This window comes from Mesorhizobium sp. WSM4849 (assembly GCF_055811385.1).
In genome coordinates, this window is sequence record NZ_JBVVPW010000030.1 from 1 (window position 1) to 12,549 (window position 12,549).

7 protein-coding genes are annotated in these 12,549 nt (G+C 63.3%); 1 reads left to right on the forward strand and 6 read right to left on the reverse strand.

Going from position 1 to position 12,549, the window contains the following annotated elements; genetic code table 11:
* Window positions 1-230: 230 nt before the first annotated feature.
* From AC0L3L_RS27470 to AC0L3L_RS27480, 3 genes are all read right to left on the reverse strand, one after another.
* A complete protein-coding gene (locus AC0L3L_RS27470; RefSeq protein ID WP_473529231.1) occupies window positions 231-1,604 on the reverse strand; it encodes a class II 3-deoxy-7-phosphoheptulonate synthase in 1,374 nt (457 codons plus the stop codon).
* 184 nt (window positions 1,605-1,788) lie between these two features.
* On the reverse strand, window positions 1,789-5,286 hold the full coding sequence (mfd, locus tag AC0L3L_RS27475) for a transcription-repair coupling factor (protein ID WP_473640096.1): 3,498 nt from the start codon (window positions 5,284-5,286) through the stop codon (window positions 1,789-1,791).
* A gap of 14 nt (window positions 5,287-5,300) precedes the next feature.
* Entirely contained in the window at window positions 5,301-5,588 is a 288-nt protein-coding gene (locus tag AC0L3L_RS27480; RefSeq protein ID WP_473640098.1) for an FAD assembly factor SdhE, read from the reverse strand.
* 325 nt (window positions 5,589-5,913) lie between these two features.
* Here AC0L3L_RS27480 and recG point away from each other — a divergent pair, with 325 nt between their 5' ends.
* Window positions 5,914-8,022, forward strand: a complete 2,109-nt coding sequence (gene recG, locus AC0L3L_RS27485; RefSeq protein ID WP_473640100.1) for an ATP-dependent DNA helicase RecG — start codon at window positions 5,914-5,916, stop codon at window positions 8,020-8,022.
* On the opposite strand, the gene AC0L3L_RS27490 is transcribed toward recG, so the two are convergent.
* The 3 genes from AC0L3L_RS27490 to glmU all read right to left on the reverse strand — a co-directional run bounded on the left by AC0L3L_RS27490 (window position 7,974) and on the right by glmU (window position 12,245).
* Window positions 7,974-8,732, reverse strand: coding sequence for a DUF502 domain-containing protein (locus tag AC0L3L_RS27490; protein ID WP_473487276.1), 759 nt, complete (start codon window positions 8,730-8,732; stop codon window positions 7,974-7,976). The genes recG and AC0L3L_RS27490 overlap by 49 nt on opposite strands.
* A gap of 79 nt (window positions 8,733-8,811) precedes the next feature.
* Entirely contained in the window at window positions 8,812-10,635 is a 1,824-nt protein-coding gene (glmS, locus tag AC0L3L_RS27495) for a glutamine--fructose-6-phosphate transaminase (isomerizing) (protein WP_473487275.1), read from the reverse strand.
* Between the two features lie 248 nt (window positions 10,636-10,883).
* Window positions 10,884-12,245, reverse strand: coding sequence for a bifunctional UDP-N-acetylglucosamine diphosphorylase/glucosamine-1-phosphate N-acetyltransferase GlmU (gene glmU / locus AC0L3L_RS27500; protein WP_473640101.1), 1,362 nt, complete (start codon window positions 12,243-12,245; stop codon window positions 10,884-10,886).
* Window positions 12,246-12,549: the final 304 nt, after the last annotated feature.

Sequence of the window (12,549 nt, forward strand, 5' to 3'; positions counted from 1 at the left end):
AAACGAAACCCAAATTCAGGCGAAAATCTTAAATTAAATCAAAGCGTTCCGCGTTCTTCACGGACGACTGGTTAGCCCGGAGATACCCGGCGGTGATGAGTCGTCCAGTGGTCCGGGTTCCTCATTCGAAAGCAATTGACGTTTCCATCGCCTAAAGTGGTCAGGCCAGGCGCACCAGTTGCCAACAAGCGAGGGCGTCTCCGACGCTTCTTGATCGATGGTGACTGAAATCAGCCGTTAACGGCCTGCTTGTGCTGAACCGGGTGGCTCTTCTTGAGCAGGTCCGACACCAGGAACGCCAGTTCGATCGCCTGGTCGGCGTTGAGGCGCGGGTCGCAATGGGTGTGGTAGCGATCCTGCAGCTCCTCGGCGGTGATGGCGCGAGCGCCACCGGTGCATTCGGTCACGTTCTTGCCGGTCATCTCGATATGGATGCCGCCCGGATGCGTGCCTTCGGCGCGATGCACCTCGAAGAAGGTCTGCACTTCCTTCAGGATGCGATCGAACGGCCGCGTCTTATAGCCGGCAGCCTCGATCGTGTTGCCGTGCATGGGATCCGACGACCACACCACGCTGCGGCCTTCCTTCTTCACTGCGCGGACCAGCTTCGGCAGATGCTCGGCGACCTTGTCGGAGCCGAAGCGCGCGATCAGCGTCAGCCGGCCGGGCTCGTTTTCCGGATTGAGCAGGTCGATGAGCTGCAGCAGGCCGTCCGGCGTCAGCGACGGGCCGCATTTCAGGCCCAGCGGGTTCTTGATGCCACGGCAGTACTCGACATGGGCATGGTCGGGCTGGCGGGTACGATCGCCGATCCAGATCATATGGCCGGAGGTTGCGTACCAGTCGCCTGAGGTCGAATCGACGCGGGTCAGCGCCTCCTCGTAACCGAGCAGCAGCGCCTCGTGGCTGGTGTAGAAATCGGTCTCGCGCAGCGCGTAATTGGTCTCCGAGGTGATGCCGACAGCCTTCATGAAGTCCATCGTCTCGGTGATGCGGTTGGCGAGCGACTCGTATTTCTCGCCCTGCGGGCTGTCCGACACGAAGCCCAGCATCCATTGATGCACGTTCTCCAGGCTGGCATAGCCGCCCTGGGCGAAAGCGCGTAACAAGTTGAGCGTCGCCGCCGACTGGCGGTAGGCCATCTCCTGGCGTGCGGGATCGGGAATGCGCGACTTGGCGTCGAACTCGATGCCGTTGATGATGTCGCCGCGATAGCTGGGCAGCGTCACGCCGCCCTTGGTCTCGTTGTCGGACGAGCGCGGCTTGGCGAACTGGCCGGCGACACGACCGACCTTCACCACCGGCTGCGCGCCGGCGAAGGTCAGCACCACAGACATCTGCAGGAAGACGCGGAAGAAGTCGCGGATGTTATCCGCGCCATGCTCGGCAAAACTCTCGGCGCAATCGCCGCCCTGCAGAAGGAATGCGTCGCCGGCAGCGACGTTCGCAAGCTGCTTCTTCAGCTTGCGTGCCTCACCTGCAAAAACCAGCGGCGGAAAGGTGGTGAGCTGGGCTTCCGTGTTCTTCAGCGCGGCAAGATCCGGATAGGCAGGAACCTGCTGGATCGGCTTTGCTCTCCACGAATTCGGCGACCATTTCGTCATCGTTGCACCCAACGTTCTTTCCAGCGGGTGCCATCGCCCGCCAATTCGCCCCCCAAAAGGGGATCGCGGCTCCATACACGAAGCCGATTTCCTATTCTAGACCGGATTTCGACGTGTGGCGAATGACGTGACGCGACGAACAGCGGCGGAATGTTTGCGGCGAAACGCTCAGGCCGACGCCGTGCTAGACCGTTTTCTCCGCCAGCCTTGCCAGCTGCGTCATGACAACTGCGGAACCCGCCAGCCGCTTTTCGGGTGTAGACCAGTCGCGGACGAACACCACGCTGTGGTCCGGCCGTATCTTGGCCAAAGAGCCCTGCTCGCCGATGAACGTAACCAGCCCGACAGGATTGGAAAACTCCCGCTTGCGGAAGTGGATGACGACGCCCTTTGGCCCGGCATCGAGCTTTTCGACGTTGGCCTTGCGGCACAGCGCCTTGATGAAGACGATCTTCAGCAGATGCTTCACTTCCTCCGGCAGCGGTCCGAAGCGGTCGATCAGCTCGGCGCCGAAGGCGTCGATCTCCTCGGTGTTTTCGAGGTCGCCGAGGCGGCGATAGAGCGCCAGCCGCAGCTGCAGGTCCGGAACATAGCTTTCCGGGATCATCACCGCCGTGCCGACGGCGATCTGCGGCGACCAGCCGCCATCCTGCACCTCGCCGGAATCCTTCACCTCGGCAACAGCTTCCTCCAGCATCTGCTGGTAAAGCTCGAAGCCGACCTCCTTGATGTGGCCGGACTGCTCTTCGCCGAGAAGATTGCCGGCGCCTCTGATGTCGAGGTCGTGGCTGGCGAGCTGGAAACCGGCCCCCAGCGTGTCGAGCGACTGCAGAACCTTCAGCCGGCGCTCGGCGGTGTCGGTCAGCTTGCGGTTGGCCGGCAGCGTGAACAGCGCATAGGCACGCACCTTCGAGCGGCCGACGCGGCCGCGCAGCTGGTACAGCTGCGACAGGCCGAACATATCGGCGCGATGCACGATCAGCGTGTTGGCGGTCGGGATATCGAGGCCGGATTCGACAATGGTTGTCGACAGCAGCACGTCGTACTGGCCGTCGTAGAAGGCATTCATGATGTCGTCCAGCTCGCCGGGCGGCATCTGGCCGTGAGCGATAGCCACTTTCAGCTCGGGCACGGATTCACGAAGGAAATCACGAATTTCCGCCAGATCGCTGATGCGCGGCACGACATAGAAGGAATGACCGCCGCGGTAGCGTTCCCTGAGCAGGGTCTCGCGGATGACGAGCGGGTCGAAGGGCGAGATGAAGGTGCGCACCGCCAGGCGGTCGACCGGCGGCGTGGCGATCAGCGACAGTTCGCGCACGCCGGTCAACGCCAGCTGCAGCGTGCGCGGGATCGGCGTCGCCGATAGCGTCAGCACATGCACGTCGCTCTTCAGGTCCTTCAGCCGTTCCTTGTGCTTGACGCCAAAGTGCTGTTCCTCGTCGATGATCAACAGGCCAAGGTTCTTGAACGAGATCGACGAGCCGAGCAGCGCGTGAGTGCCGATGACAATGTCGACCGTGCCTTCGGCGATGCCTTTCTTGGCCTCGGCCAGTTCCTTGGCGCCGACCAGCCGCGAAGCCTGGGCGACGCGGATCGGCAGGCCGGAGAAGCGCTGCGAAAAAGTCTTGAAATGCTGGCGTGACAACAGCGTCGTCGGCACCACCACCGCGACCTGAAAGCCTTCCATCGCCGCGATGAAGGCAGCGCGAAGCGCAACTTCCGTCTTGCCGAAGCCGACATCACCGCAGATCAGCCGGTCCATCGGCTTTCCGGCGCCCAGGTCGCCCATGACCGAATCGATCGCCGTCTGCTGGTCGTCGGTCTCCTCATAGGGAAACCGCGCGGCGAATTCGCCATAGAGACCGTCCGCCGGCACCAGCGAAGGAGCGGCGCGCATTTGCCGCTCGGCGGCGATGCGAATCAACTGCCCGGCCATGTCGAGCAGCCGCCGCTTCAGCCGCGCCTTGCGCGACTGCCAGGCGCCGCCGCCAAGCTTGTCCAATGTCGCTTCGGCCGAATCCGAACCATAGCGCGACAGAAGTTCGATGTTCTCGACCGGCAGGAACAGCCGGTCGTCGCCGGCATAATGGATTTCCAAGCAATCATGCGGCGCGCCGACCGCCTCGATGGTGCGCAGTCCGATAAAGCGGCCAATGCCGTGATCGGTATGGACGACGATGTCGCCGGAGGACATCGCCGAGGCCTCGGCGATGAAGTCCGAAGCGCGCTTCTTGCGCTTCGAACGACGGATCAGCCGGTCGCCCAGGATGTCCTGCTCGGCGATGATGACCAGTTTCTCGGTCTCGAAGCCGGATTCGAGCGGCAGCACGGCAAGTCCCGCCTGCCCCGGTTCGAGCTTTTCCGCCTCGGCCAGTGTGGCGACCGGCCTGAGATTGCCGAGGTGATGCTCGGCCAGGATCTGGCCGAGCCGGTCTAGCGAACCTTCGGTCCAGCCGGCGATGACGACGCGGCGGCGAGCGGCCCGCTCATTGGCAATGTGTTTTACGACGACGTCGAAGACGTTGACATTGGGATCGGCGCGTTCCTCGACGAAGCTGCGGCCATGCCGCGAGCCGGCATGGAAGATTTTCTTGGCGCCGGCGTCGGGCGCGTCGAACGGCGTGAAGTCGATCCCTTCGCGCGGGCCAAGCGAGGCGATGAGGTTTTCGGGCGACAAATAAAGCAGGTCGGGCGGCACCGGCTTGTAGGGGACGGCGTCCTTCAGCGCGCCGTCGGCCTGCTTCCTGCGCGCCTCGTAATGGTCGAGGATCAGCGCATGGCGCTCGGCCAGCGCCTCATGCGCCAGATGGTCGAACACGACAGGCGCGTCCGGCAGATAGTCGAACACCGTCTCCAGCCGCTCGTAGAAGAACGGCAGCCAATGTTCCATGCCGGCGAAACGCCGTCCCTCGCTGACCGCCGCATACAGCCCATCGTCGCGCGAGGGTGCGCCAAAGGCATCGATGTAGCTGCGGCGGAAGCGGCTGATGGTCTCCGGCGTCAGCGCCACTTCGCTCATCGCCTGCAGCGCCATCGACTTGCGCTGGCCGGTGGTGCGCTGCGTGGCGGCGTCGAAGACGCGGATCGATTCCAGCGTGTCGCCGAAGAAATCGAGCCGCAGCGCTTCCGTCCAGCCAGGTGCGAACAGGTCCAGAATGCCGCCGCGCACGGCAAACTCGCCGACCCCGCGCACGGTCGGCACCCTTTCGAACCCGGAAATCTCCAGCCGCGACACCAGTGCATTCATGTCGATCTGGTTGCCGGGTTCGGCGTGAAACATCTGCGCCTCGACGAGGCTTGCCGGCGGGATGCGCTGCAGTAGCGCATTGGCTGTGGTGAGGATGACGGCGCGGTGTGGTTTCTTCGCCAGCGCGATCATCGCTGTGAGTGCATCGAGCCGCCTTGCCGCAGCATCCGCCCCGGGCGAAACGCGGTCGTAGGGCAGACAGTCCCAAGCCGGCAGTTCGAGCACCGGCAGGCCAGGCGCGGCGAATGAAAGCGCCTCGACGATCGAAGGCAGGCGCTGGCCGTCGCGTGCCACGAACATCACCGGCTTGTCAGGCGCGATCTCGTGTGCCGCCTGCACCAGCGCAAAGGCTTCGTAACCGTCGGCGACACCGTCGACGATGAACTGGCCGGCGCGGCCTTTCGGCAGGCCGATCGAGGGAATGAGGCTCATGGATTACACGTCGTTCAGAATGTCATCGTCTGGCGCGACGCCAGGATTTTTTGCAGGACGGCACAATCGATATTTGCCGGAATCGGGCGTTCGCCGGTGATCACGGGCAGGAATTCGGTGTCGGGAACATCGAGGAGCCTCTCATATTGGTCGAGTTCGTCGCCGGTCAAGGCGCCGATCTCGGCGTCTGCGAAACTGCCGAGAATGAGGTCCATTTCGCGCATGCCGCGATGCCAGGACCGAAACAGAAGCTTGCGGCGGCGGGCGTCGAGCTCCTCGCTTGATCGTCTCGTTCCCGTCATTGACCAGCATCCTTGCCTGAAGCGGCGCATATAGCGTGGATAGAGGGCGGTGTCAGCCTTGCAACGGTGCGGTGGGTGTCTAACATCCCGGTGTGACGTACACTCCTGACAACATCAGCCCAGACACCCCCCTCTGTCCTGCCGGACATCTCCCCCTCAAGGGGGGAGATTTGCTGTCGCGCCTGGTTTCGTCAATCTCCACCGCTGCAAGATGGGCGATGAGGCCAAAGCTGCCAATCTCCCCGCTTGAGAGGGAGATGCCAAGTGATGGCAAAGTGGGCAGGCCGGAGGGGGGTAAGCGCCAACATCGGGTAGTCTCTCACCAATGAGACCTTCCCTCCTCGATCCGCTGTTTGTCCCGATCACCTCGCTTGCCGGCGTCGGGCCGAAGGTCGGCGCACTGATCGAGAAGGTCGTGCCGGCCGATCTCGGCGACCGCGCGGCGCGTGCCGGCGATCTTCTGTTCGTGCTGCCCCACACGGTGATCGACCGCCGCAACCGGCCTGGTATCGCCGGTTCGGCCGAAGGCGCGATCGTCACCCTCGAAGTGCGCATCGACCGCCACCAGCCGCCGCCGCGCGGCAACAGATCGGTGCCGTACCGGGTCTACGCCCATGACGACACCGGCGAGATCGCGCTGACCTTTTTCCATGCGCACGCCGCCTATCTTGAAAAGGCGATGCCCGAGGGTGAGCATGTCGTGGTCTCCGGGCGCATGGAATGGTTCAACGGCCGCCCGACTATGGTTCATCCCGACCACATCGCGTTGGCCAGTGAGGCGGAAAACCTGCCGCTGGTCGAGCCGGTTTATCCGCTCACCGCCGGGCTCTCGGGAAAAGTGCTGCGCCGGGCAATCGGCCAGGCGCTCGCTCGCTTGCCGGTGCTGCCGGAATGGCAGGACGGCGAGTTTCTGCGCCGCCAGACCTTTCCTGCCTTCGGCGACGCGCTCGCCCGCATCCACAATCCCGCCGACCCGCTCGACGTCTCCGTCGACGGCGCGGCCTGGCGGCGTCTCGCCTATGACGAGTTTCTGGCAGGCCAGGTGTCGCTGGCGCTGGTGCGGGCAAAAGTCCGCCGCTTGTCCGGAAGACCATTGGTCGGCGACGGACGCATCGTCGAAAAGCTGCGCGCCGCCCTTCCCTATTCGCTGACCAATTCGCAGGATATGGCGCTTGCCGAAATCAACACCGATCTCGGTGACCCCGAACGCATGCTGCGCCTGCTGCAGGGAGATGTCGGCTCCGGCAAGACGGTTGTCGCGCTGCTCGCCATGGCACGCGCCGCCGAGGCCGGCGGCCAGGCGGCGTTGATGGCGCCGACCGAAATCCTGGCGCGCCAGCATCTTGCGACGATTGCACCTTTGGCGGAACAAGCCGGCCTGCGCATCGCCATCCTCACCGGCCGCGAAAAGGGCCGCGAGCGCACCGAGACGCTGGCCGGTCTGGCCAGTGGCGAGATCGACATCGTCGTCGGCACCCACGCCCTGTTCCAGCAAACGGTGACTTTCCACGACCTTGTCCTCGCCGTCATCGACGAGCAGCACCGTTTTGGCGTCCACCAGCGGCTTGCCATCACCGCCAAGGGCGACGCGCCCGACATGCTGGTGATGACGGCGACGCCGATCCCGCGCACGCTGGTGCTGACCGCCTTCGGCGACATGGATGTGTCGAAGCTGACCGAAAAACCGGCCGGTCGTCAGCCGATACGCACTGTCACCCTGCCGCTCGAACGGCTCGACGAGCTGATCGGCCGCATGCGCGACGCCGTCGCCGACGGCCAGAAGATCTACTGGATCTGTCCGCTGGTCGAGGAATCCGAAGAGATCAAGCTGATGTCGGCGGAGGACCGTTTTGCCTCGCTGTATCAGCTGTTCGGCGACCGGATCGGCCTGGTGCACGGCCGCATGAAGGGCGCCGACAAGGACGAGGCGATGCGCGCCTTCAAGGCCGGCGAGACACGCATCCTGATCGCCACCACGGTCATAGAGGTCGGCGTCGATGTGCCGGATGCGACGATCATGGTCATCGAGCATGCCGAGCGCTTCGGCCTCGCCCAGCTGCACCAGTTGCGCGGCCGCGTCGGGCGCGGCGAAAAACCGTCCTCCTGCGTGCTACTCTACAAGGATCCGCTCGGCGAGACGGCGATGCGCCGGCTGTCGGTGATGCGCGAGACCGAGGACGGGTTCCGCATCGCCGAGGAGGATCTGAAACTGCGTGGCGAAGGCGAGCTGCTGGGCACCCGCCAGTCCGGCACGCCGGGCTTCCAGGTGGCGCGCATCGAGGCGCATGCCGACCTGCTCGAAGCCGCGCGCGACGACGCACGGCTGATCCTGTCGCGCGATCCGGAATTGCAATCCGAACGCGGCGCCGCCCTTCGCATGCTGCTTTATTTGTTCGGCCGCGACGAGGCCGTGCGGCTCTTGCGCGCCGGCTGAGGCCCGGCACCCACCGGCGGATTGGCGATCTGAACCCCGATCGGCTTGCCGTTCAACGTCACCATTTTCGTCTTGACCTCCGGCGCGACCAGCCCGGCCGAGACGATCAGCTTGGCACCGTCCTCGATCGTCATGTCGAGCAGCACGACATCGGATTTCGGCACATACATCAGGAAGCCGGTGGTCGGATTGGGCGTGCACGGCATGAACACCGCGATCAGCGGGTTGCCTTCCTGGTCGAGTTTCTGGTTGATCTCGGTTTCCTTCTCGCTGGCGACGAAGACCAGCGACCAGACGCCCTTGCGCGGATATTCGACCAGCCCGACCTGGCGGAACATGTCGCCCTTGTTCGACAGCACGGTCTCGAAGATCTGCTTCAGCGAGCCGTAGATGCCGCGCACCAGCGGCATGCGGCCGAGCAGCCGCTCGCCGAACAAGACGATGGCGCGGCCGACGATATTGGCGGTCAGGAAACCGATCAGGGTGATCAGGATCAAGGCGACGATCAGGCCGAATCCCGGAACCGGCGCCGGCAGATAGCTATCGGGGTTGTAGCGCGCCGGAATATAGGGTTTGACCCAGGAATCGACCCAGCCGATGAACGACCAGGCGATGTAGGCGGTGATCGCCAGCGGCGCACAGACAACAAAACCTGTCAGGAAATAATTCCGCAGCCGGGTCATGCCTGAGGTCTTGGAAGCATCGGACATGGTTCACCGCAGCACTGATTGCGGCACAACATTAGTGAACCGCAATCGGCTTTGGAACTGCGAAATTTTTAAACCACGGCTATTCCACAGTCACCGATTTCGCCAGGTTGCGCGGCTGGTCGACGTCGGTGCCCATGAACACCGCGGTGAAATAGGCCAGCATCTGGATCGGCAGCGCGTAGATGATCGGCGAGATGATTTCCGGCACGTCCGGCAGCACGATCGTCTCCATCGTCTTCACCGTGGCGTGCGCGGCACCCTTGCTGTCGGTGATCAGGATGATCTTGCCGCCGCGCGCAGCCACTTCCTGCATGTTCGACACGGTCTTTTCAAAGATGCGGTCATGCGGGGCAATAACGATGACCGGCATGTTCTCGTCGATCAGCGCGATAGGCCCGTGCTTCAGTTCGCCGGCGGCATAGCCCTCGGCATGGATATAGGAGATTTCCTTGAGCTTCAGCGCGCCTTCCATGGCCAGCGGGAAATTGGTGTCGCGGCCGAGATAGAGCACGTTCTTGTAGTGCGAGAGGTCGCGCGCAACCTTTTCGATCTGGCCGTCGAGCTTCAGGACCTGGTTGGCGTAGCGGGGCGCTTCCGACAGTTGGCGGACCAGCGTCGTTTCCTGCTCGCGCGAAATCGTTCCGCGCGCCACGCCGGCCCGCACGGCAAGCGAGGCCAGCACCGACAATTGACAGGTGAAGGCCTTGGTCGAGGCGACACCGATCTCCGGCCCGGCCAGCGTCGGCAGGATGACGTCGGACTCGCGCGCCATCGTCGATTCGCGGACATTGACGACCGCGCCGATCTTCATCCCGGCCTGCCGGCAATAGCGCAGCGAGGCCAGAGTGTCGGCGGTCTCGCCCGATTGCGAGATGAAGAAGGCGGCGTCTGTCTTCGACAGCGGCATCTCGCGGTAGCGGAATTCCGAAGCGACATCGATGTCGACCGGCAGCCGCGCATAGCGCTCGAACCAGTATTTGCTGATCAGGCCGGCCAGATAGGCGGTGCCGCAGGCCGAAATCGCCAGCCGATTGATCTCAGCGAAATTGAACGGCAGCTCGAGCGGCTTTGAGACGCCGCCAACAAAATCCACATAATGCGCCAGCGTGTGCGAGATCACCTCGGGCTGTTCATGGATTTCCTTCTCCATGAAATGGCGCCGGTTGCCCTTGTCGACCATGAAGCTGGTGCTGAGCGACTGCTGGCGCTTGCGGTCGACCTTGTTGCCGTCCATGTCGAAGATGCCGACGTCGTTGCGGCGCACCACCGCCCAGTCGCCATCCTCCAGATAGGTGATCGAATTGGTGAAGGGGGCAAGCGCGATGGCGTCGGAGCCCAAAAACATCTCGCCATCGCCATGGCCGACGGCCAGCGGCGGGCCGTTACGCGCGCCGACGATGAGATCCTCGTCGCCCTTGAACATGATGGCCAGCGCAAAGGCACCTTCCAGCCGCTTCAGCGCCTGGTGCGCGGCCTCGACCGGCTGCAGGCCCCTGGCCAGTTCGCGACCCACCAGGTGTGCGACGACCTCAGTGTCGGTCTGCGATGAAAATGTGTAGCCGTCGCGCATCAGCTCGTCGCGCAATTCGGCGAAATTCTCGATGATGCCGTTATGGACGATGGCGACGCCGTCGGAAAAATGCGGATGCGCATTGGTCTCGTTGGGCACACCATGCGTCGCCCAGCGCGTGTGGCCGATGCCGATCATGCCGTCGAGCGGCTCATCCTTCAGCCGGCGTTCGAGATTGATCAGCTTGCCCTCGGCGCGCCGGCGCGCAAGCTTGCCGTGCTCGACGGTGGCGACGCCAGCCGAATCATAGCCGCGATATTCGAGCCTTTTCAGTGCATCGACGATCAGTGGCGCGACCGGCGAGTGACTGACAATTCCGACGATACCGCACATAGACGTTGCCCCCGATTCCGGCATAAAAGCCCGGCGCCATTTAGGGTTGGCCGGGCTGCCGCGAAAATCACATTGCGTTTCGTCCCGTATCAGCCGGAACGATCTTGCACAGATGCACCATGACAGGGCGCTCTTGCAATCCGGTTGCAGCAATCGCTCAGTTTCTCCGAGCATGCATCCTATCTCGCCTCGGTGGTTCCTGAAATCCGTCGAAGACATGATGCAGCTCGTTGCGGAGCTCCGTCAGGCTAGCCTTTTTTCCGGGCCGCCGCAGCCGAAGCAAAACGCTCGCGCAATTCCTTGCCCTTGCCGGGCAGCGTCCTCTGGCGGGCGCGGCCGAAGGCCAATCCATCGTCGGGCACGCTTTCGGTGATCACGCTGCCCGAAGCGATGTAGCCGCCCTTGCCGATTGTAACAGGCGCCACCAGCGAGGAATTCGAGCCGACGAAAGCGCCCTCGCCGATGTCGGTGAAGAACTTCGAGTAGCCGTCATAATTGCAGGTGATGGTTCCAGCGCCGATGTTGGCGCCAGCGCCGACGCGGGCATCGCCGATATAGGTCAGGTGATTGACCTTGGCGCCCTCCTCGATCGTCGCCTGCTTGACCTCGCAGAAATTGCCGACCTTGGCTTTTTGCTTGAGGTCGGCGCCGGGGCGCAGCCGGGCGAACGGACCGACATCGCAGTTCGAGGCGATGGTGGCGCCTTCAATATGGCTGAAGGCATGGATCTTGGCGCCCGGGGCGATCTTCACGCCGGGCCCGAACCAGACATTGGGTTCGACGATCGTGTCCGCGCCGATCTCGGTGTCGTGCGAAAAGAACACGGTTTCGGGCGCGATCAATGTGACGCCGGAGAGCATGGCCTCGCGCCGCCGACGCGTCTGCCAGATGGCTTCCGCTGCGGCGAGTTCGGCACGGTTGTTGATGCCGAGCACATTCTCGAAGCCGGCTTCTGCGGCGATGACGTCAAGGCCTTGCCCGCCGGCGATCTCGACGATGTCGGTGAGATAGTATTCGCCCTTGGCGTTGTCGTTGCCGACTTGGTCGAGCAGGTTCAGCGCATGCTTTCCCGCAATCGCCATCAACCCGCCATTGCAGAAGGTGATTTTCTTCTCCTCGTCGGTGCAGTCCTTTTCCTCGCGGATGGCGATGAGCTTGCCGCCTTTTTCGATCAAGCGGCCATAGCCGGAAGGATTTGATGTGCGGAAGCCGACCACCACGACGGCAGCGCCCTCGGCCAGTTTCAGGCGTGCAGCAACCAGCACCTCCGGATCGATCAGCGGCGTGTCGCCGAACATCACCAGGATGTCGTCGTAACCCTTTGATATCGCACCGCGAGCCGCCAAAACGGCATGCCCCGTGCCGAGCCGCTTGTCCTGGACGAAGGTCTCCGCCTTCGGCGCGAACTTTTGCGTGGCCTTGCGCATCTCGTCCGCGCCATGGCCGATCACCAGCGCCAGATCACCGCTGCCTGCGGCTTCCGCAGCCTTGACGACATGGGCGACCATCGGCAGGCCGGCGATCGGGTGCAGTACCTTTGGCACAGCGCTCTTCATGCGTTTGCCTTCGCCGGCGGCGAGTATGACGGACAGGCAGGTTCTCTGGCTCATGGAATGGCAACCATATGAAAAGGGTTGGGAATCAAGGCATGTCTAGCATTGGCGCCAATGCTGCGCCAATGCGGTTAAATTCCAGTGAGGTGGTTGTGCTGCGTCGCAAATTCGATTTCTAATCCGGCCAATGATCTATGCTGGCGCTGCCCCTCATCTGCCTGCCGGCATCTTCTCCCCGTATAGTGACGGGGAGAAGGAGGCTGGCCGCAACCTTGGCACCCTTTCTGCAACGCTGGAGATTGGCGAAATCCTTTGCGAAGGCGTCCTTCTCCCCGTCACTATACGGGGAGAAGTGCCCGGC

Coding starts and splice junctions, on each gene's coding strand:
- glmU (WP_473640101.1), bottom strand. CDS start 12,245: ATGAGCCAGAGAACCTGCCTGTCCGTCATACTCGCCGCCGGCGAAGGC.
- recG (WP_473640100.1), top strand. CDS start 5,914: ATGAGACCTTCCCTCCTCGATCCGCTGTTTGTCCCGATCACCTCGCTT.
- AC0L3L_RS27480 (WP_473640098.1), bottom strand. CDS start 5,588: ATGACGGGAACGAGACGATCAAGCGAGGAGCTCGACGCCCGCCGCCGC.
- glmS (WP_473487275.1), bottom strand. CDS start 10,635: ATGTGCGGTATCGTCGGAATTGTCAGTCACTCGCCGGTCGCGCCACTG.
- AC0L3L_RS27490 (WP_473487276.1), bottom strand. CDS start 8,732: ATGTCCGATGCTTCCAAGACCTCAGGCATGACCCGGCTGCGGAATTAT.
- AC0L3L_RS27470 (WP_473529231.1), bottom strand. CDS start 1,604: ATGACGAAATGGTCGCCGAATTCGTGGAGAGCAAAGCCGATCCAGCAG.
- mfd (WP_473640096.1), bottom strand. CDS start 5,286: ATGAGCCTCATTCCCTCGATCGGCCTGCCGAAAGGCCGCGCCGGCCAG.